At 59.4% G+C, this 18,550-nt stretch carries 21 protein-coding genes; 13 read left to right on the forward strand and 8 right to left on the reverse strand.

Going from position 1 to position 18,550, the window contains the following annotated elements; genetic code table 11:
* The first annotated feature begins 35 nt into the window (after positions 1-35).
* Both WNY80_RS20390 and WNY80_RS20395 read left to right on the forward strand, forming a co-directional pair.
* Positions 36-2,279 carry an EAL domain-containing protein gene (locus WNY80_RS20390; RefSeq protein WP_342889238.1) on the forward strand — a complete coding sequence of 748 codons (2,244 nt, stop codon included), beginning with the start codon at positions 36-38 and terminating at the stop codon, positions 2,277-2,279.
* 123 nt (positions 2,280-2,402) lie between these two features.
* Positions 2,403-3,935, forward strand: a complete 1,533-nt coding sequence (locus WNY80_RS20395; RefSeq protein WP_342889239.1) for a globin-coupled sensor protein — start codon at positions 2,403-2,405, stop codon at positions 3,933-3,935.
* Positions 3,936-3,981: 46 nt separating this feature from the next.
* Here WNY80_RS20395 and WNY80_RS20400 read toward each other — a convergent pair whose 3' ends face one another.
* Complete coding sequence (locus tag WNY80_RS20400; protein WP_342889240.1) at positions 3,982-4,188, reverse strand: hypothetical protein; 207 nt, start codon at positions 4,186-4,188, stop codon at positions 3,982-3,984.
* 254 nt (positions 4,189-4,442) lie between these two features.
* On the opposite strand from WNY80_RS20400, the gene WNY80_RS20405 reads away from it, so the two are divergent.
* Positions 4,443-5,015, forward strand: coding sequence for a 5-formyltetrahydrofolate cyclo-ligase (locus WNY80_RS20405; RefSeq protein WP_342889241.1), 573 nt, complete (start codon positions 4,443-4,445; stop codon positions 5,013-5,015).
* A gap of 7 nt (positions 5,016-5,022) precedes the next feature.
* Positions 5,023-5,847 (forward strand): YmdB family metallophosphoesterase, encoded by an 825-nt coding sequence (locus WNY80_RS20410; protein ID WP_342889242.1) that lies wholly within the window; start codon positions 5,023-5,025, stop codon positions 5,845-5,847.
* 28 nt (positions 5,848-5,875) lie between these two features.
* On the opposite strand, the gene WNY80_RS20415 is transcribed toward WNY80_RS20410, so the two are convergent.
* The 3 genes from WNY80_RS20415 to WNY80_RS20425 all read right to left on the reverse strand — a co-directional run bounded on the left by WNY80_RS20415 (position 5,876) and on the right by WNY80_RS20425 (position 7,861).
* A complete protein-coding gene (locus WNY80_RS20415) occupies positions 5,876-6,454 on the reverse strand; it encodes a tetratricopeptide repeat protein (protein ID WP_342889243.1) in 579 nt (192 codons plus the stop codon).
* A gap of 2 nt (positions 6,455-6,456) precedes the next feature.
* Positions 6,457-7,290: an MBL fold metallo-hydrolase gene (locus tag WNY80_RS20420; RefSeq protein ID WP_342889244.1), complete on the reverse strand. Its 834-nt coding sequence runs from the start codon at positions 7,288-7,290 to the stop codon at positions 6,457-6,459.
* Between the two features lie 94 nt (positions 7,291-7,384).
* Positions 7,385-7,861: a GFA family protein gene (locus tag WNY80_RS20425; protein ID WP_342889245.1), complete on the reverse strand. Its 477-nt coding sequence runs from the start codon at positions 7,859-7,861 to the stop codon at positions 7,385-7,387.
* Positions 7,862-7,941: 80 nt separating this feature from the next.
* Here WNY80_RS20425 and WNY80_RS20430 point away from each other — a divergent pair, with 80 nt between their 5' ends.
* Positions 7,942-8,688 (forward strand): YebC/PmpR family DNA-binding transcriptional regulator, encoded by a 747-nt coding sequence (locus WNY80_RS20430; RefSeq protein ID WP_342889246.1) that lies wholly within the window; start codon positions 7,942-7,944, stop codon positions 8,686-8,688.
* A 60-nt stretch (positions 8,689-8,748) separates the two neighbouring features.
* On the opposite strand, the gene WNY80_RS20435 is transcribed toward WNY80_RS20430, so the two are convergent.
* The gene (locus WNY80_RS20435) at positions 8,749-9,735 is read right to left on the reverse strand and encodes an LLM class flavin-dependent oxidoreductase (protein WP_342889247.1); all 987 of its coding nucleotides are present in this window, start codon (positions 9,733-9,735) and stop codon (positions 8,749-8,751) included.
* A gap of 157 nt (positions 9,736-9,892) precedes the next feature.
* Here WNY80_RS20435 and ruvC point away from each other — a divergent pair, with 157 nt between their 5' ends.
* From ruvC to WNY80_RS20455, 4 genes are all read left to right on the forward strand, one after another.
* Positions 9,893-10,414: a crossover junction endodeoxyribonuclease RuvC gene (gene ruvC / locus WNY80_RS20440; RefSeq protein WP_342889248.1), complete on the forward strand. Its 522-nt coding sequence runs from the start codon at positions 9,893-9,895 to the stop codon at positions 10,412-10,414.
* On the forward strand, positions 10,411-11,028 hold the full coding sequence (gene ruvA / locus WNY80_RS20445) for a Holliday junction branch migration protein RuvA (RefSeq protein ID WP_342889249.1): 618 nt from the start codon (positions 10,411-10,413) through the stop codon (positions 11,026-11,028). Before ruvC ends, ruvA begins: the two co-directional genes overlap by 4 nt.
* Before the next feature lie 67 nt (positions 11,029-11,095).
* Entirely contained in the window at positions 11,096-12,133 is a 1,038-nt protein-coding gene (gene ruvB / locus WNY80_RS20450; protein ID WP_342889250.1) for a Holliday junction branch migration DNA helicase RuvB, read from the forward strand.
* A gap of 238 nt (positions 12,134-12,371) precedes the next feature.
* Positions 12,372-12,728, forward strand: a complete 357-nt coding sequence (locus WNY80_RS20455) for an RcnB family protein (protein WP_342889251.1) — start codon at positions 12,372-12,374, stop codon at positions 12,726-12,728.
* 36 nt (positions 12,729-12,764) lie between these two features.
* Here the strand turns inward: WNY80_RS20455 and WNY80_RS20460 are convergent, their stop codons facing one another.
* The 3 genes from WNY80_RS20460 to WNY80_RS20470 are packed head-to-tail and all read right to left on the reverse strand — an operon-like array spanning position 12,765 to position 15,777.
* Entirely contained in the window at positions 12,765-13,658 is an 894-nt protein-coding gene (locus WNY80_RS20460; RefSeq protein WP_342889252.1) for an NAD(P)-dependent oxidoreductase, read from the reverse strand.
* On the reverse strand, positions 13,655-14,560 hold the full coding sequence (locus WNY80_RS20465) for a glycosyltransferase (protein ID WP_342889253.1): 906 nt from the start codon (positions 14,558-14,560) through the stop codon (positions 13,655-13,657). Before WNY80_RS20465 ends, WNY80_RS20460 begins: the two co-directional genes overlap by 4 nt.
* Positions 14,557-15,777, reverse strand: a complete 1,221-nt coding sequence (locus tag WNY80_RS20470) for an NAD-dependent epimerase/dehydratase family protein (protein ID WP_342889254.1) — start codon at positions 15,775-15,777, stop codon at positions 14,557-14,559. Before WNY80_RS20470 ends, WNY80_RS20465 begins: the two co-directional genes overlap by 4 nt.
* A gap of 125 nt (positions 15,778-15,902) precedes the next feature.
* Here WNY80_RS20470 and ybgC point away from each other — a divergent pair, with 125 nt between their 5' ends.
* The 4 genes from ybgC to tolR all read left to right on the forward strand — a co-directional run bounded on the left by ybgC (position 15,903) and on the right by tolR (position 18,550).
* Positions 15,903-16,352: a tol-pal system-associated acyl-CoA thioesterase gene (gene ybgC, locus WNY80_RS20475; RefSeq protein WP_342889255.1), complete on the forward strand. Its 450-nt coding sequence runs from the start codon at positions 15,903-15,905 to the stop codon at positions 16,350-16,352.
* Between the two features lie 23 nt (positions 16,353-16,375).
* Positions 16,376-17,128 (forward strand): type I methionyl aminopeptidase, encoded by a 753-nt coding sequence (map, locus tag WNY80_RS20480; RefSeq protein ID WP_342889256.1) that lies wholly within the window; start codon positions 16,376-16,378, stop codon positions 17,126-17,128.
* Between the two features lie 243 nt (positions 17,129-17,371).
* Positions 17,372-18,088: a protein TolQ gene (gene tolQ, locus WNY80_RS20485; protein WP_342889257.1), complete on the forward strand. Its 717-nt coding sequence runs from the start codon at positions 17,372-17,374 to the stop codon at positions 18,086-18,088.
* A gap of 9 nt (positions 18,089-18,097) precedes the next feature.
* Positions 18,098-18,550: a protein TolR gene (gene tolR, locus WNY80_RS20490; RefSeq protein WP_342889258.1), complete on the forward strand. Its 453-nt coding sequence runs from the start codon at positions 18,098-18,100 to the stop codon at positions 18,548-18,550.

Consider the following 18,550-nt stretch of genomic DNA (forward strand, 5'->3'; position numbering starts at 1 on the left):
CTTGCGGATGATCGGACATGTTGGGAGCCATGCCTATGATTCTTGAAGAAGTCGACGCCGGTGACGGCACAAAGTCCGGTGATGCGCAGCGCTCAGGTGAGTATTCCGAGCATCTGGTGGCATATCATGAAGCATGTAATGAGTTGTTCGCTTACAAAGAAGCTCTAGATCAGAATACTATCGTTTCTATAACGGATAAGTCTGGAAAAATAATTTATGCAAATGAAAAATTTTGTAATATAAGTAAATATAGCAACAAAGAGCTTGTGGGTAAGAAAATAAGTATATTGAACTCCGGTTATCATGATCGGAAATTTTTTTCCGACATGTGGAGAACGATTGGAAATGGTCTCCCGTGGCGCAATGAAATCCGGAATCGTGACAAGAACGGAGATTTCTATTGGGTCGATACGACCATCGTCCCCAAGCGCAATCAGTTCGGCAAAATCGACGGGTACGTATCAATTCGGTATGATATTACCGAACGAAAGGCGATCGAAAACGCACTGAATGACGAGGTCGAAAAAAGAAGGAATACGGAATTACTGCTTAGAGAGTTGATTTCAACCATCCCGGATGGGGTTGTCGCTTTCGATGCAGAGGACAAGCTACTTCATTTCAACAAGGCCTACAAAGATTTCCATACTGCAAAGGCCAAGCATCTTGTTGCGGGTGTCTCGTTTTCGGAGCTGTTGAAAATTGCGGTTGAAAACAACCAGTATACGGGTTTGCCCGAGGACCCGAAAGCACGCGAAATCTATATCGAAAACCGATTGAGGCGGCATCACAATCCGGGACTCCCGATCATTCAGCAACTGAGTGACGGACGCTGGATCCAGGTGCAGGAGCGTCGCTCGAAGGCAGGTTACACCGTCGGTGTCTGCACCGACATCACCGACATCAAGCAGGCCGAGAAAACCATAAAAACCCAAGCCGAGCAGGATTCCCTGACCGGGTTGTCCAATCGCGCCGTGCTGATCAGTCGGCTTACCAAGGCTTTGGGTGAACGCAAGGGTGTTGCGCAAACCGGTGCTCTGGTTCTGATCGACCTTGATCATTTCAAGGATGTCAACGACACGCTTGGTCATGATGCGGGAGACGAATTGCTGGTTGAAGTTGCCCGGCGGCTTAGAGAGGTGCTGCGCAAGACTGATACGGTTGCCCGGATCGGGGGCGATGAATTTGCCATCTTGCTGTCCAATGTCAGCACCGTCGCTGAAGTCGAGAAAATCGGCGAGAAAATCATAACGAGACTCAACGAAATCGTCATGCTGGGTCATAGGGTGGTTTGTCCCAGTTGCAGTCTTGGAATAACGTTTTTTCCCGCGGATGGCTCTACGCCGAAGGATCTGCTGAAGAACGCAGACATCGCCCTGTATCAGGCAAAGGCGAGAGGCCGCGGCGTTTGGTCGTTCTTCGATCCGGCCCTCAAGCGGCAAGTGGAGCAACGCCAGGCAACCGCCGATGCATTGCGTGTGGCTCTGGCTGAAAACCGGATCGAAATTGCGGCGCAGACCCAGGTTTCGTTCAGCACAGGGCAACATGTCGGGTTCGAGATTCTTGCCCGATGGAAGCATCGCGGGAGCTATGTGCCGCCATCAGAATTCATTCCGGTTGCCGAAGAAACCGGATTGATCATTCCGCTTGGTCAGGCGGTCCTTGATCAAGCCATGTCGATGGTCCGCGACATCAGGGACAAGGGATTTGATCCCGGCCGGATTGCCGTCAATGTCGCCGCTTCGCAGCTTAAACAGCATGACTTTGCCGAAACCCTTACTTCGATGCTCGATCAATATGGTCTCGATGCGGCTGTGCTGGAAATCGAAGTCACGGAAAACGTGCTGCTGGCGCGCGGCAGCAACCGGATTGGCCGCTCTCTGGAGGAGCTGCATCGCCTTGGTGTGCAGATTGCTCTGGATGATTTCGGCACCGGTCATGCATCGCTTTCGCATCTCAAGCGGTTCCCGGTTGACTGTCTCAAGATCGATCAGTCCTTCGTCCGCGAAATCCAGACCGGATCCGAAGATGCCTTTATTGTTCGAGCGATCATAAACCTGGCTCACAACCTCGGCATGCGCGTTGTCGCAGAGGGTATCGAAACACAGGGGCAGTTCGAGCTTCTGCGCGGGCACGCCTGTGATCTCGGGCAGGGGTATCTGCTCGGAAAGCCGGTTGCACCTTCAGAGGCGCTTGCGTTCTGTGCGCCCCTTGCTTCGCGTGAGAAGGGAACAGGTTTTGAGCCAGGGATATCTGCGACCAGACTGAAGCGAACCGCTTAGGTTAGGGAATTTGTGGTCCATGAATTTGGGGGCCGGTGACGAATACCGATATAAAAACATGTAACAAATACAAAAATCGGCAACGGGGCGGTCTACTCAATACACCGTATTAGGAGGAAAACGATGAGTAGTGTTGCACGTGCAGTGAGCGAATCCGATCAGGACATTCAGGGCCGGTTGGAATTCATCGGTATGAACAAGGAGAGCTGCGAGGATCTGCTTCAGCTCAAACCAATTATAGAGCGAGAGCTTCCCAAGGGGCTGGACCGGTTTTACGCGATCGTCTCGAAGACGCCGGAAGCCAGGAAATTCTTTTCCTCCGAAAAACAAATGAGCGGCGCCAAGAGTGCACAGCTGAGCCATTGGGAATCGATCGCCAATGGTTGTTTCAACGAGGATTATGTCGAACGCGTACGCACGATTGGTGCCGTACATGCCAGAATTGGCCTAGAGCCGAGATGGTATATTGGCGGTTACGGTCTGCTTGTCGAGCAACTGATCCGTGGCATCATGCAGGAACACTGGCCTGCCGGCGGCATGTTTTCGAAGCCAAAGGGGTCGGCCGAGGAGGTCAGTTCCCTGATTGTCAGTCTCGTCAAGGCTGTCATGCTGGATATGGATCTGTCGATATCGGTCTATATCGAGCAGGGCGAAGTGGCAAAGAAGAAGGCCGAGCAGGAGGCTATCGCCAGCGAACGGAAACTGGTGATCGACAGCTTCGGCAAGGCGATGGAGCAGATTGCGGCGAAGAATCTCGGCCACCGTATCGAGGAGGACCTGCCGGAGCCCTATGAGGCCCTGGTGCAGGATTTCAACAACGCGCTGGAACAGCTTGCCGATATCATCGAGCGGATCGGCGGATCGGCTGAGCAGATCAATTCCGGGTCCGAAGAAATACGGTCGGCTGCCGACAACCTGTCCAAGCGGGCCGAGCAGCAGGCCGCCTCGGTTGAGGAAACCGCGTCGGCAGTTGAGGAAATCACAGTGACCGTCAAATCGTCGACCGGCAGGGCCGAGGAAGCTGGAAAACTGGTCGAGCGCACCCGGCAGAATGCCGAGCATTCAGGCGAGGTGATGAAGCAGGCTGTCACGGCCATGGACCTGATCAGCAAATCGTCGGACGATATTTCCCGGATTATCGGCGTGATCGACGAGATCGCATTTCAGACCAACCTTCTTGCACTCAATGCGGGGGTCGAGGCTGCCCGGGCCGGCGAGGCCGGGCGGGGGTTTGCCGTCGTGGCCCAGGAAGTGCGGGAGCTGGCGCAGCGATCGGCGGAGGCTGCCAAGGAAATCAAGGAGCTCATCACCACGTCCGGCGAGCAGGTCAAATCCGGCGTGTCGCTGGTCAGTGAAACGGGCGCGGCACTGGACAGTATTTCCCGTGAAGTCCTGGAGATTGCCACCAATGTCGATGCGATCATCGGCGCTGCGCGGGAACAGTCGGGTGCCTTGCAGGAAATCAACACCGCAGTTTCGGCCGTGGACAAGGGAACCCAGCAGAACGCTGCAATGGCCGAGCAAATGACAGCCAGCAGCCACTCCCTTGTCAACGAGGTGGCCGAGATCACTGCCATGTTGCGGACTTTCGAGACCCGGTCGAGCCGGCAGCATCTCGAGGTTGTTTCAAACAACGTTCACTCAATGAGTGCCTGACAACGGCATCACCCTGTCGCTCGTCCAGAGCGGCAGGATCGCGTGCTCAATCGATCAGCCCCATTTTCATGGCGCGGGCCACGGCCTCGATCGTGGTGCTTGCCATCAGCTTTCTGCGCGCTGATGCAAGGTGGCTTTCCGGGCTTTCCTGGTCATTGCCATCCGGTTTGGCAGGGCTGGGGAGTTGACCTCTTGCAACGGATTGCAGGCAAGATCTTTCGGGATGAGTCAAGCGCTCCGTCTGGTCTTTCATGGATGTCCGCAAATTGGTTGGTATGAATAATTAATTTTCTATGCCGTCTGGGCGGCCAGTTTTGACGGTGGGGTGATAGGCAGACTGCCGGGCAGCGGCAATCGGAAACCCGAGACGTCGTTTACAGTTCGTGAGGGGACAGTCTCAAAATTGCACTATTCCGGACTCCGGTCCTGGCTGCGCAGCCGACACCATTGACGTTGAGCCGTCGACAGCGTTACGCCGCATCCATGAAAACCACCACGGAGAGGCAGATGGACAGCAAGGCAGACATCCGCTCGGCGATGCTGGCGCGGCGAGATGCGCTCGCTCCCGACCACCGGATCGAAATGAGCCTTGCGATGGCGGAGGCCGCCGAAGCCCTGTCCTTTGATCCGGGCACGGTCATCGCCGGGTATCTGCCGATCCGCTCGGAACCCGATCTCAGGCCGATGCTTGCGCACTTGCGCGAACGCGGCGCCCGGCTTTGCCTGCCGGTGGTGCTCGACCGCGAGACAATCGTCTTCCGGGATTTCGTCCGGGGCGCGGATCTTGTCAAAACCGGGTTCGGTACCTCCGGCCCGGGAGACGATGCGGAGATTCTTGATCCGGACATGCTGTTGATGCCGTTGTCGTCATTTGACGCCCGGGGCAATCGCCTCGGCTACGGTGCGGGGCACTATGACCGGGCGATCGCGGGCTTGCGGGCCAGGGGCAAGTCGCCGCTCCTGATCGGGACCGCGTTCTCGGTTCAGGAAGCCGAAGCGCTGCCCGCTGAAGATCATGACGTGCCGCTCGACATGATCCTGACAGAGCAAGGCTTGCGCTCGCTTTCGCAACCTTTATAGAGAACCGATGCGCCTTTTGTTTCTTGGAGATCTGGTCGGACGATCCGGCCGCACCGCGGTCTGGAACCGCCTTCCCGGCCTGATCCGCGATTTCAAGCTGGATTTCGTCGTCGTCAATGGCGAGAACGCGGCGGGCGGTTTCGGCATTACCGAGGAGATTTTCCTCGAAACGCTCAATGCCGGCGCCGATGTGGTGACCACCGGCAATCACGTCTGGGATCAACGCGAAGCGCTTGTCTATGCTGACCGGCATGACCGTTTTCTCAGGCCGGCCAACTATCCCGCGGGAACGCCTGGACGCGGCTCCAACCTTTACATCGCCCGCAACGGCGCACGGGTGCTTGTCGCCAATATAATGGGACGGGTGTTCATGCACCCTGATCTTGACGACCCGTTTGCAGCCGGAGAAGCAATCCTGTCCGCATGCCCCCTGGGAGAACAGGCGGATGCGGTGGTGTTCGACTTCCACGCCGAAGCCACCAGCGAGAAACTGTGCTTTGCCCATTTCGTCGACGGCAGGGCAAGCTTCGTGGTGGGAACCCACACGCATGTGCCGACCGCTGACGCACAAATCCTGAACGGCGGCACGGCCTATCTGTCGGATGCGGGCATGTGCGGGGATTACGATTCCTCGATCGGAATGGACAAGGAAGAGCCGGTCAACCGGTTTGTCTCGAAGATTCCCAAGGGCCGTTTCGAGGCGGCTTCCGGGCCTGCAACGATTTGCGGTGTGGCCGTCGAGATCTCCGACCGGACGGGGCTGGCCGAGAAGATTGCGCCGCTGAGGATCGGGCCGCGGCTCTCCGAAACCTTCCCCGAATTCTGGAACTGATATCCGGCAAGGACTGACTGGTCGGGTTCTACAGGTCCTGCTGTTTTCCCTTGATTGCGGGCCGCCTGGCATCCGGGTCAGGTGGCAACATGCCGCGTTCCTTGAGCCACGGGTGGATTGTGACAGCGCGGCTCAAAGCCGAAGCCGCCACCTCCGGCCGGCCCATCCGCATCAGCACATGGTACATGCCCGACCAGGCGCCAAAATGCTCGGGATCAAGTTCGACGGCTTTTTCGAGGTCCGATAGCGCTCCGTCGATATTGTCGCGCAGGAAGCGGGCGAAGGCGCGCTGGTTCCAGCCCTCGGCATAGTCGGGGGCTTTCTCGATCACGCTGTCGAAGGCTTTCTCCGCGGCTTCGAAATCGTAGCTCTCGCGCCGTTCCATGCCGTAGTCGATGGCTGCGCGAACCTCAGGTGTCGGCGACTGGTCGAGCCACCAGTTCCATATCGCGTTTTCTGCAAGGCGGCCCTCGCGCTCTGTCCTTGCTGTCTTCAGGGCTTGGAACAGTTTTTCGCGCTCGCTTAAGGTCTCGGCCGACAGGGGGGAGGCGACCATCAGCGCAGGGACAAGACCTGCAGCCGTGATCAGAAATCGCCTGCGCTGCATGATCAGATCCCCTTCAAGACCAGAATTGTCGGCCGGCGCGGCAATGTGCGGGCCGAGATGGTGAAGCTGTCATCATTGACAAAATCGGTTGCGAACCTGTCGCCCATCATCTCGATGAAACTCGAGAGCGGCGCACCGCGGCGGTGCATCGGCAACAGGATCGAGGATTGCAGCCGCTGGGCAATCCCGGTCATCGCCGCGTGGCTGAGCGTGAGGCCGCCATCGACCGGTACCATGACGATGTCGAGCCGGCCGATCTGGGCAAAATGCCGGTCTTCCAGCGGATGGTGCAAATGGCCCAGGTGACCGATGCACAGGTCAGCCACTTCGAAAATGAAGATCGAATTGCCGTCGGGCTCCATCTGGCCGAAATTGCGGATGTCGGTGGTGACATTGCGGACGTAGACGTCCCCGGCCACCACATCATGATCGGCAGGCGTGCCGTCAAAATTCCAGCCGCGCAGCACATGTTTTATGCGTTCGTCGGGTGACAGGGTGAAATGCGAGGAGTGCGCCTTGTTCATGGTGACGACATCCGGGGTGGCCACACGGCCTGCCCAGCCGTTGTAGTCGGTGGCGATGGTAACGCCGCCGGGCGTGGTGATGACATAGGTCGAATGGCCGGCAAACATGATCTCGACTTCGCCTGTTCCGGCAGCCGCAAGCTCCACCTGGAGGCCGGAATCTTCAGGCGTCAGGTTGGCGTAGACAACGCCGGGAAGCGCCTGCGCGATTGCAAGGCACTGGCTGAACGGTCGTTGATTTTCCTGGGCGCCGGCGGGCGAAGCGAGGACAAGCGCTGCAAGGGCGAAGATGAAGGCCTTTATACGGTGCATGGCGGCGGCTCCGTGAAACAGTCTCACAGTAGAGTGTAGAGCGCGGCTACGTAACGTAAAGGGGAGAGTTCATTCCGGCATACCCGGGGTATGGTCAGGATGAGCGTGTCATCTCCTGCCAGCGCTGCTTCAGCGCTTCATACCCATCTTCCGGCTGGGTGTCGTAGCTGAGCTCGTCGGCGGAGATATTCATGAACGGCTGTCTCGAGCGGCACCAGATGTGTCCGGCCGGAACCAGCCAGGAGGTGTCGTCGAGTGTACCTGCCTTGATGTTGATCTCCGCCGAGCCGCTGGTGCCGTGCCAGATGCGCACCCCGCAATCGGGGCAGAACCATCCCTGGCGCTCGTTGCCGGATTCGCTCATCCGGCTCACGCTGACAAGACCGGGATCGACATCGAGATGTTCGCGCTTGAACCTGAGACTTTCGCCGAAGGCCGACGAGGTGTGCCGCTGGCATTCGGTGCAATGGCAGAGGTAGAACACCACCGGATTGGCCCGCATCCGGTAGCTGATGCGGCCGCACTGGCAACCACCGGTCAGGGGCAGGGGCGGAACGGTGGTCTTTTGCATGGTCTGAACCTTCTGGACGAAACGCGGTAAGGACCTTATAACGCGCCAATCCAGATTCCAGAGCAAAGATCAGGGGCATTATGGCCGGCCATTCACAATTTAAAAACATCATGCACCGCAAGGGGCGGCAGGATGCCGTCCGTTCCAAGATGTTCTCCAAGCTTGCACGCGAAATCACCGTTGCCGCCAAGATGGGCTCGCCGGACCCGGCGATGAACCCGCGGCTGCGACTGGCGATCCAGAATGCCAAATCGCAATCGATGCCCAAGGACAACATTCAGCGTGCCATCAACAAGGCTTCGGGCGGCGACAGCGAGAGCTACGAGGAAGTGCGCTACGAGGGCTACGGCCCGGGTGGCGTTGCCGTGATCGTCGAGGCGCTGACCGACAACCGCAACCGCACGGCATCGAGCGTGCGCGCGGCGTTCACCAAGTCCGGCGGAGCGCTGGGCGAGACCGGATCCGTGGGGTTCATGTTTTCGCGCGTTGGTGAAATCATCTATCCGGTCGAGGCCGGTGATGCCGACGCGATCATGGAAGCCGCGATCATGGCCGGCGCCGAGGATGTGACCAGCGGCGAAGAAGAACACGTCATTCTCTGCGCGTTCGAGGATATCGGCGAGGTGTCGACAGCGCTCGAAGAAGCGCTTGGCGAAGCACAGTCGGTCAAGGCCATCTGGAAGCCGCAGACATCTGCCCCCGTCGATGAAGACAAGGCGATGTCGGTGCTCAAGCTGATCGCGACGCTTGACGATGATGACGACGTGCAGAACGTCTATGCCAACTTCGAAGTTTCCGACGAGGTGATGGCGAAACTGTCTGCCTGAGCGGCGATCTCACCGAACATTCAAAACCGCCGGTTTCGTGACCGGCGGTTTTTTCATGCCTTAAAGCGCTTCCCGCATGGCGCCGAACAGTTCGACGGATTTCAGCCGGGCCTCGATGGAGTGGATCGGCATGGAAATCATGATCTCGTCGGCCTTGGTGGCGGCGATGAAATCCCGCATCTTCTTCGTCGCCGTTTCCGGACTGCCGACCACCGCGTAGCGCAGGGTGTGTTCGACGGCGACTTTTTCCATCTCGTTCCAGTACCCGTCCATGCTGTCGATCGGTCTTGGCATCTTGCCGCGGGCGTTGCGGCGCATGTTGACGAAGGTCTGCTGCAGCGTGGTGAACAGGTAATTCGCCTCAGCGTCGGTATCGGCCATCACGCCCATGGTGGCGGCCATGACGTAGGGCGCGTCAAGCTGGGCTGACGGTGTGAACTTGGAGCGGTAGATATCCAGCGCTTCCATCAGCATGTCCGGCGCGAAATGCGATGCGAATGCATAGGGCAGGCCGAGTGCCGCGGCCAGGTGGGCGCTGTAGATGCTCGATCCGAGAATCCACAGGGGCACATGCGAGCCGGCTCCGGGTACCGCGAGCAGCATGCGCTCGTCGGGGTCTCCGAGGTAGTACTGCAACTCGACGATGTCATCGGGGAAACTGTTTGCGCCTGCCTCCAGGTTGCGGCGCAGGGCGCGCGCGGTGTTCATGTCGGTGCCCGGGGCGCGGCCAAGACCGAGATCGACCCGGCCGGGGAAAAGGGCTTCGAGTGTTCCGAACTGTTCGGCAATGACCAGCGGTGAGTGATTTGGCAGCATGACGCCGCCCGAACCGATGCGGATAGTGCTTGTTGCATGGCCGGCTTCGGCAATCACCAGCGCCGTTGCCGCGCTGGCGATGCCCTTCATGCCGTGATGCTCGGCCAGCCAGAACCGGGTAAAGCCTGCGTCTTCGGCCTGCTTGGCCATCAGTCTGGTGCTTGCGAGAGCGTCGCTAACTGTACCGCCCTCGACGATGGGGCAGAGATCGAGAATTGAAAAGGCGGTCATTGGGATCTTTCAACGCTGGTGTGATGGCTGGTGTCGTGTTCGCCCAATGTAGGAAGTCAGGCGCACATTGCCAAAACTGATTTCGATTCCGGACGTTTGTTTTTGGTTTGTTCACATTTCGATGGAATGGTTCAGCGCATGCAGCTAGGGTTTTTTCATGAAAGAAGCGATTCGGATAATCGGGATTGATCCCGGGCTTAGAAACACCGGCTGGGGTGTGATCGACAGTCTCGGGAACTCCCTGCGCTTTGTCGCTTCGGGAACGATCAAGTCCGACAACAAGCTGGATCTCGCCTCACGGCTGAACCAGCTCTATGCGGGGCTGGAGACGGTGCTGCACGAGTTTCAACCGTTCGAGGCCGCGGTCGAGAACACCTTCGTCAACAAGGACGCCACGGCGACCTTGAAGCTCGGGCAGGCGCGCGGTATCGCCATGCTTGCACCGGCGCGGGCGGGCCTGCGGGTTGGCGAATACGCGCCGAACGCGGTCAAGAAGGCGGTGATCGGGGTCGGGCATGGCGACAAGAAGCAGATCCTGATGATGGTCAAGATGCTGATACCGAAAGCCACCTTTGACAGTGATCATGCGGCGGACGCGCTGGCGATCGCGATCTGTCATGCACATCATCGCACATCGCTGGAGTGGCGGATGGCGGCGGAATTGGGGACAGTCCAATGATTGGCAAACTCAAGGGCACCATTGATGAAATCGGAGAAGATCATGTGCTGATCGATGTGCACGGGGTCTGTTACGTGGCGTTTTGTTCCTCCCGCACGCTGTCACGGCTTGGCTCTGTCGGCGAGGCGGCCGTGCTGTTCATCGAGACCTATGTGCGCGAGGATCAATTCAGGCTTTTCGGGTTCGAGTCCGCGCTGGAACGCGAATGGTTCCGGCTGTTGCAAAGCGTTCAGGGCGTCGGTGCCAAGGTTGCGCTGGCGGTTCTGTCCACACTGACAGCATCCGAGCTTGCCAATGCGATTGCGCTTCAGGACAAGGCGACGGTGGCGCGAGCGCCGGGCATCGGGCCGAAAGTGGCGCAACGGATTGTCACGGAACTCAAGAACAAGGCTCCGGCGCTTGGCGGCGATGCAGGCGAGGCGATGGGGCTGAAGCAGGAACTGGGCGAGGGCGTGGCGTCGGCGCCGGTGGCCGATGCCGTGTCCGCTCTGTCCAATCTCGGCTATTCGCGCGATCAGGCGGCCAATGCGGTGGCAGCGGCGCTGAAGGTGGCGGGCGAGGATCCGGATTCGGCCAAGCTGATCAGGTTGGGCCTGAAAGAGCTGGCGCGGTAGGAGCAAGTGCAGTTGAGCGTGTGCAAGTGCCATTGCCAGCGGGCGACGATGATGGGAAAAGCGGTTTATGAGTGACCCTGATCGTTTGATATCTCCTGACAAGCGTGGCGAGGATGTCGACACGACATTGCGCCCGCAAACTCTGGATGATTTTACCGGCCAAGCCGAGGCGCGGGCCAACCTGAAGGTGTTCATCGAGGCAGCCAAGGGCCGGGCCGAAGCGCTCGATCACGTGCTGTTTGTCGGTCCTCCGGGCCTGGGCAAGACCACGCTGGCGCAGATCATGGCCAAGGAACTGGGCGTGAATTTCCGCTCGACCTCCGGTCCGGTGATTGCCAAGGCCGGCGATCTGGCAGCGCTGCTGACCAATCTCGAAGACCGCGACGTGCTGTTCATCGACGAGATCCACCGGCTCAACCCGGCGGTCGAGGAAATCCTCTATCCGGCGATGGAGGATTTTCAGCTCGACCTGATCATCGGCGAGGGGCCGGCGGCGCGATCGGTCAAGATCGACCTGTCGCGGTTCACGCTGGTGGCTGCTACCACCCGTCTCGGACTGCTGACCACGCCGCTGAGGGACCGCTTCGGCATCCCGGTGCGGCTGCAGTTCTACACGGTCGAGGAGCTGGAACTGATCGTGCGGCGTGGGGCGCGGATCATGGGGCTCGGCATGACCGATGACGGTGCGCTGGAGATTGCGCGGCGGGCGCGCGGCACACCACGTATCGCCGGACGGTTACTCCGGCGGGTGAGGGATTTCGCGGAAGTGGCGAAAGCCGAAGCCGTGACCCGGAAAATCGCCGACGAGGCGCTGACCCGGCTCTCGGTCGACAGTATCGGGCTGGACCAGCTTGACCGGCGCTATCTCGACATGATCGTGCGCAATTTCGGCGGCGGGCCGGTGGGGATCGAGACCATCGCTGCGGGCCTGTCGGAACCGCGTGACGCCATCGAGGACATCATCGAGCCTTACCTGATCCAGCAGGGCTTCCTGCAGCGAACGCCGCGGGGCCGGGTGCTGACAGCACGCGCCTGGGGGCATATGGGGCTCAATGCACCCAAGGACCTTGCGGCCACGCAGGCCAGCCTGTTCGAGGACGAGTGACGCCGGCCGGTGAGTGGTCAGGCATGGCAACTGCCGCAAGCCAATTGTGGTATGCGTTTGCCATCCGTTTGAGGAACTGATTTTGGTCGCGGTGCCACACCGTTTTCCGGTCCCCCGTTGACCACATTCTGAACGCCTTCAAGCTACTGATAACATTACAAAACATTAACATGTACGTTCATTTTGGGTTCATGTGACGGGGCCTAACTTCCGCTCATAGACAACGGAAGGAAACGTCATGAAAAAGGCATTCATTATCTCCATTGCCGCACTGTTGATGGCAGCGCCCGTGGCCCAGGCAGGGTCCAGAACGGATCACAGCAAGCGCCATACCCACTCTAAGTTCGAAATGAACCAGAACCAGCCTAAGGCTCGGTCCCAAAAGAAATCCGCGCCGCAGAAGGTCTCCGCCAGGAAGCACTGGACGAAGGGCCAGCGGATGAGCGACTGGAAGAAGCATTCCGCATTGAATGACTACAAGCGCCACGGTCTGCGCAAGCCGGGTCGCGGTCAGAGCTGGGTCAAGGTCGACAACCAGTATGTGCTGATCAGCGTGGTCTCGGGTTTGATCGCCGGCATCATCGCCGCTCAGTAATGGCGCAAAGCCTCTCTCGCGCAGAGCGAAGAGGCGTTAGCCGGAACAGAGGGACCGGACTGTTTTCTCCAGCAATTCGGTCCCGCCCGGTGTCCAGCCCAGGCCTCTGAGGCGTCCCGTGTCCATCATACCCTGTGCGGAACAGGTCACCGGGGCGGGCAGGGGATGCATGCAACCGGTAGCGGCCTGCACCAACTTGAGCAGGTCGTGACGGCCGAGCAGCAGGTCGGACACGTTGAAGGCAAGGCCGTTGATTACACCGGGTTGCAGCTCCAGCATCATCTGTACTGCTTGGGCCGCATCGCGGCCATGCACCTCGGTACCCCGCCGCGGTTTGACCGCGTGCCCGGCGAGATAGTCGGAGAACAGCATTTGCCATTTGTGCGGCATTCCGGGCCTGGCAGCGCCGTAGACGCCGGTGATCCTGAGGCTGCTGGTTACAAAATCCGGCCGCGCCAACGCCGCCAGTGCCTGCTCGGCCGCGAGTTTGACCGTGCCATAGAGCGTGTCGGGGTGCGGTGCCGTCTCCTCGTTGAGCCAGATGCCCTCAGGCTGGGGACCATAGACGGCGCGGCTGGAGAGGAACACGCAGCGTTTGACGCCGGACTGTCGCGCGGTCTCGAACAGCCGCACCGTGCCATCCAGATTACGGGCGCGAAAGCCGTCCGGGTCATCACCCTCGCCGCCACGATATTTGCCCGGCAGATGGTCGAATGCCGCGTGGATGAAATGGTCGATGCCGTTAAAAGCCGCGGCCTGATCGAGGTCCGGATCAAGCGTCAGCGGCGCAAAGCTGACGGGTTTGGAAAACACACCATCCGCCGGTCGGGTTCTGCCGCCGATGGTGACCTGATAGCCCTGGCCGAGAAGTTCCTCGACAATGAAACTGCCAACCTGTCCGGTCCCGCCTGAAACCAGGGCCTGGGTCATGAGGTTTTCGAAGCGGTTGCGCCGGTTCCCTCGTTCCAGTCGCTTGAAAGCGGACCGGGGAGCGTGGCGATGTCGGGGATGCCGTCGCCTGTCAGATAGGCATACCAGAGATCGATCAGCGGCCTGAGATCTGCAGATCTCGGATGGCCTTCTTCCCACGGTTTTTCATACTGATAATGCAGCACGCCGATCTGCTTCCAGTCCCACAGCTCCGGCAGGTTGAACCAGACATATTGCAGCATGTTCATGAAGACCGGCAGGCCGTGCCAGTCGGGGAAGAATGTTTCGAGAAAGGTCTGATCCGTCCTGCGCCAGAAGGCGTCGGGTTGATCCAGCATCACGAGCATGGCGGCGAAGGTTTCTAGCGACGGGCGGGCCACGAAGACGCCGGAATTCATCCGGTGGAAATCCCGCAATGTCTCGTAGACATTGGGGGCGGCGGAAAACTCGGGGTAATCAAACAGCTTGTCGATGTTGCGCAACACAAGCGCATCGGCGTCGATGAAAACGCAGGACTGGTAATCAGTGAGTTGCCAGAGCCTGAGCTTGCAGAAATTGTCGAGCGGCGAGTGAAATGCCGGTTTTCGGCCCTTGGTGAAAGGCGCATCGGCGTGCAGCTTGCCCCGTGCATGGCGTTCGTTGAAGGCATCGGAGGTGTCGAGCAGTTCGGTCCGGATCAACCGGCAGCCGAGATCCGACAGCGGAATCAACGCCGAAGCCTCGACCCCACCCGTGTGCAGCACGACCATGTCGGCCTCGGTCCCGGTCAGTTGAACCGACCTCGCAAGCGCCAAGGCACCCATGGCGTAGTCCGCATTGGTGACAAGCGTGACATAGGCGCGATGGCTGGCCGCGGGCCTGTTCGCAGCCAGGCCAGCGGGAAGGGTAGGGAAATCGCTCATGAAACGGATTTGAGCGCCTTGCCTTCAGGGTCGCGGTTGATCGCGTTGGCGATGTCCTTGGTCCAGGCGGAGACGGCCGGAACGCGCGAACGGTCGACGCGGTAAGCGTATTTCCTGGCCACGTCGACGACTTCTTCCAGAAGGCCTTCCTTCAGCGTGGTCGGCTCAAGCCCGAGCCCGAGGAACTTTTCATTGTGAACAACGAGGTCGTTCTCGGCCGCTTCCTTGCGCGGATTCGGCAACCAGGCGATGTCGGCGCCGGTCATGCTCGAAATCATCTTGGCCAGATCCCGCACCCGGTGGGTCTCGGTCATCTGGTTGAAGATCTCGACCTTCGAGCCGCTCGCAGGCGGATTGTTCAGCGCGATTTCGATGCAGCGCACGGAATCCTGGATGTGGATGAAGGCGCGGGTCTGTCCGCCGGTGCCATGCACGGTCAGCGGATAGCCGATGGCGGCCTGGATGAGAAAGCGGTTGAGCACGGTGCCGTAGTCGCCGTCATAATCGAACCGGTTGACCAGCTGCTCGTGGCGGCGGGTCTGGTCGGTATGGGTGCCCCAGACGATGCCCTGATGCAGGTCGGTGATGCGCAGATTGTCGTTCTTGGCGTAGAACTGGAAAATCAGCTGATCGAGGCATTTGGTCATGTGGTAGATCGAGCCGGGATTGGCCGGATACAGGATGTCCTGCTTCACAGTCTCGCCGTCCATGGTCTCGATGCCCACCGGCAGATAGCCTTCAGGGATCGCCGCGCCAACGGTCGAGTAGCCGTAGACGCCCATGGTGCCCAGATGCACCAGATGCGAATCGAGGCCGAGTTCCACCAGCGCGTTGAGCAAATTGTGGGTGGCGTTGACGTTGTTGTTGACGGTGTAATTCTTGTGCCGGTCGCTCTTCATCGAGTAGGGCGCGGCGCGCTGTTCGGCAAAATGCACGATGGCGTCGGGACGCTCTTCGGCAAGCCAGTTCTTGAGCAGCTGATAATCCTGTGCGAGATCGATGAGATGGAAATGGATCTTCCTGCCGGTTTCCGCGTGCCAGATCCGGGTGCGTTCCTGGATCGAATCCATCGGGGTGAGCGACTGAACGCCGAGTTCGGTGTCGATCCAGCGGCGCGACAGGTTGTCGATGATGTGGATTTCATGCCCTGCGTTGGAGAGATGCAGTGATGTCGGCCAACCGACGAACCCGTCGCCGCCCATAATTGCAATCTTCATTGATGATTCTCCTGTGCCTGCATGGTTTTAATCCTGATAGATCGGTTTTATGACAGAAACACGATTGTCTCAAATCGAACTTGGGGCTGTGGAAAACGAGGCGCGGGATCAGGCAGGCCGGAACCATGGACATATCGCTATCGGGACACATGCGCGACGGCAGCCACCAGCTGACGCAGCGGGTGTATTACGAGGACACGGATTTTTCCGGCTTCGTCTATCATGCGCGTTATCTGCATTTCTTCGAACGGGGCCGGACGGACTTCATCCGGCTGCTCGGGGTTTCTCAGGGCGCGCTGCAGGCGCAGGCCAACCCTGCCGACGCGGTGGCGTTTGTCGTTCGGCGGATGGAGATCGATTTCAAATCCCCGGCGCGAATGGACGATGTACTGACCATCGTCACCAGCCCGGGCGAGGTGCGCGGCGCCCGCATGATGCTGGAACAGACCATTCTTCGCGGCGACGATGTGCTGGCCGGTGCCGTTGTCACGGTCGCTGTCGTCAACGGGCTGGGCCGTGCGAGACGGTTGCCTGACGCTCTCCTGGAGCGGTTTACCGGTGGCGGAGCTGCCTGAAATTCAAGGAAAGGATGATCGCCGTGGTGATCTCATCGGAAGACGAACTGGAAAAACTGCGGCACATCGGCAAGATTTGCGCAAATACGATACACATCATGGCCAGGGCGATGGAGCCGGGCATGACCACCCGCGAACTTGACCTGATCGGGCGTCAGAACCTGGAGGCGCATGGCGCCCAGTCGGCGCCCGAGGTCTGCTACGAGTTTCCCGGGGCGACCTGCATCTCGATCAATGAGGAAGTCGCGCATGGCGTTCCCGGTGACCGTGTGATTGCCGCCGGCGACCTGATCAACATCGATGTATCGGCGGTCAAGGACGGCTATTTCGGCGACACGGGGGCATCGTTCGGTCTTGCGCCCGTCGCGCAGAAGACAGCGCGTTTGCTGAGGGACGGCAAGCGGGCGCTGACGGCAGGTCTCACGCAAGTCAAAAGCGGTGCGCGCTATGCAGCGATCGGGGACTCGGTGGGCAAGTTTGCCAAGAAGAACGGCTATACACTCATCCGCAATCTGGCCAGCCACGGGGTGGGACTGTCGCTGCACGACGAGCCGGAGGAAATTGCCACCTGGCCGGACCGCCGCGAAAAACGGCTGATGCAGGACGGGCAGGTGTTCACGATTGAACCCTTCCTGTCGCTGGGGGCAACATTTGCCGATGACGGGGATGATGGAGCCTGGACGCTCTATTCCCATCCGCGCGCGCTGACGGTCCAGTTTGAACACACGGTGGTCGCCAGCCGCAACGGCCCGGTTATCCTCACGCTGCCGGACTGACGGATGGGGTCTGGTACCGTCACGGCATCGTGTTTTGAATCCTAACCAAGCCTTAACCATAATAATTTATTACCGAAACCAATAGGATTGTGTGGAACGCGTACGCCATCCTTTGACCAAAATTGGCCGCAAGAAGACTAGCAAGTGAATAGGCGGCAATCGCTCACTTCTGGTCTCCCGGCAAAAGTGACGTCTTGGCCGCCCGGTAATTAAACCGGGCGTTTGGATTCGAGGGTTTATTGAATGGAACAGGTTGGACTTGCAGCAACCAGCGACGTAACGCTTTGGTCGCTCTTCATGCAGGCTGGTTTTGTAGTCAAGATCGTCATGCTTGGCCTTATTGGCGCATCGATCTGGACCTGGGCCATTGTCGCGGACAAATGGATCTCGTTCGGCAAGTTCCGGCGCCAGCTTGACCAGTTCGAGCAGGTGTTCTGGTCCGGGCAGTCGCTTGAGGAATTGTACCGCACTCTCTCGGACAAGAAGTCGTCGGGCATGAGCGCGATTTTCGTCTCGGCCATGCGCGAATGGAAAAAATCGTTTGAGCGCGGCGCCAAGTCGCCGATCGGTCTGCAAATGCGCATCGACAAGGCGATGGACGTGACGCTGGCGCGTGAAGCGGACGGGCTGGAAGCACGGCTGAGTTCGCTGGCGACAATCGGATCGGCGGCTCCGTTCATCGGGCTGTTCGGCACCGTGGTCGGCATCATGACCTCCTTCCAGGCGATTGCCGGATCGAAATCGACCAATCTTGCCGTCGTGGCGCCGGGTATCGCCGAAGCGCTGCTTGCCACCGCCATCGGCCTGCTCGCCGCCATTCCCGCGGTTATCGCCTACAACAAGTTTTCGTCCGACGCCGGCAAGCTGTCGGCCCGGATGGAAGGTTTTGCCGACGAGTTTTCAGGCATCCTTTCGCGCCAGATCGACGAGCGTTCGAACGCCCGTCAGGCCGCGGAATAGGGGGCTCACATGGGCATGTCCGCACAGGGTGGCCGGGGCGGCGGTTCGCGCCGCGGAAGACGGGGCAACCGCAAGCAGCTTTTGAGCGAAATCAACGTCACGCCGTTCGTCGACGTGATGCTGGTGCTGCTGATCATCTTCATGGTCGCCGCACCGCTGCTGACGGTCGGCGTGCCGATCGACCTGCCGGAGACAGAAGCCAAGGCGCTGAATTCCGAAACCCAGCCGATTACGGTTTCGGTCAATTCAACGGGCCAGGTGTTTCTGCAGGAAACCGAAATCGCAATCGATGAAGTGGTTGCCAAGCTCGAGGCCATCGCCACCACCGGCTATGATGAACGGATTTATGTCCGCGGCGACACCAATGCGGACTACGGCACGGTCATGAAGGTGATGGCGCGTATTTCCGCGGCCGGGTTCAAGAACCTTGGCCTGGTGACGTTGCAGGAACAGGACAGTTGA

It is taken from the genome of Hoeflea sp. AS16 (genome assembly GCF_038900095.1).
Lineage (GTDB): Bacteria > Pseudomonadota > Alphaproteobacteria > Rhizobiales > Rhizobiaceae > Hoeflea.

Bases quoted from the DNA above. Each gene is read 5' to 3' on its own strand.
- ruvB (WP_342889250.1), top strand. From the start codon at position 11,096: ATGAGTGACCCTGATCGTTTGATATCTCCTGACAAGCGTGGCGAGGAT.
- WNY80_RS20455 (WP_342889251.1), top strand. From the start codon at position 12,372: ATGAAAAAGGCATTCATTATCTCCATTGCCGCACTGTTGATGGCAGCG.
- WNY80_RS20430 (WP_342889246.1), top strand. From the start codon at position 7,942: ATGGCCGGCCATTCACAATTTAAAAACATCATGCACCGCAAGGGGCGG.
- ruvA (WP_342889249.1), top strand. From the start codon at position 10,411: ATGATTGGCAAACTCAAGGGCACCATTGATGAAATCGGAGAAGATCAT.
- WNY80_RS20400 (WP_342889240.1), bottom strand. From the start codon at position 4,188: ATGAAAGACCAGACGGAGCGCTTGACTCATCCCGAAAGATCTTGCCTG.
- WNY80_RS20435 (WP_342889247.1), bottom strand. From the start codon at position 9,735: ATGACCGCCTTTTCAATTCTCGATCTCTGCCCCATCGTCGAGGGCGGT.
- WNY80_RS20415 (WP_342889243.1), bottom strand. From the start codon at position 6,454: ATGCAGCGCAGGCGATTTCTGATCACGGCTGCAGGTCTTGTCCCTGCG.
- ybgC (WP_342889255.1), top strand. From the start codon at position 15,903: ATGGACATATCGCTATCGGGACACATGCGCGACGGCAGCCACCAGCTG.
- ruvC (WP_342889248.1), top strand. From the start codon at position 9,893: ATGAAAGAAGCGATTCGGATAATCGGGATTGATCCCGGGCTTAGAAAC.
- WNY80_RS20420 (WP_342889244.1), bottom strand. From the start codon at position 7,290: ATGCACCGTATAAAGGCCTTCATCTTCGCCCTTGCAGCGCTTGTCCTC.
- tolR (WP_342889258.1), top strand. From the start codon at position 18,098: ATGGGCATGTCCGCACAGGGTGGCCGGGGCGGCGGTTCGCGCCGCGGA.
- WNY80_RS20460 (WP_342889252.1), bottom strand. From the start codon at position 13,658: ATGACCCAGGCCCTGGTTTCAGGCGGGACCGGACAGGTTGGCAGTTTC.
- WNY80_RS20470 (WP_342889254.1), bottom strand. From the start codon at position 15,777: ATGAAGATTGCAATTATGGGCGGCGACGGGTTCGTCGGTTGGCCGACA.
- WNY80_RS20465 (WP_342889253.1), bottom strand. From the start codon at position 14,560: ATGAGCGATTTCCCTACCCTTCCCGCTGGCCTGGCTGCGAACAGGCCC.
- tolQ (WP_342889257.1), top strand. From the start codon at position 17,372: ATGGAACAGGTTGGACTTGCAGCAACCAGCGACGTAACGCTTTGGTCG.
- WNY80_RS20390 (WP_342889238.1), top strand. From the start codon at position 36: ATGATTCTTGAAGAAGTCGACGCCGGTGACGGCACAAAGTCCGGTGAT.
- WNY80_RS20425 (WP_342889245.1), bottom strand. From the start codon at position 7,861: ATGCAAAAGACCACCGTTCCGCCCCTGCCCCTGACCGGTGGTTGCCAG.
- WNY80_RS20395 (WP_342889239.1), top strand. From the start codon at position 2,403: ATGAGTAGTGTTGCACGTGCAGTGAGCGAATCCGATCAGGACATTCAG.
- WNY80_RS20405 (WP_342889241.1), top strand. From the start codon at position 4,443: ATGGACAGCAAGGCAGACATCCGCTCGGCGATGCTGGCGCGGCGAGAT.
- WNY80_RS20410 (WP_342889242.1), top strand. From the start codon at position 5,023: ATGCGCCTTTTGTTTCTTGGAGATCTGGTCGGACGATCCGGCCGCACC.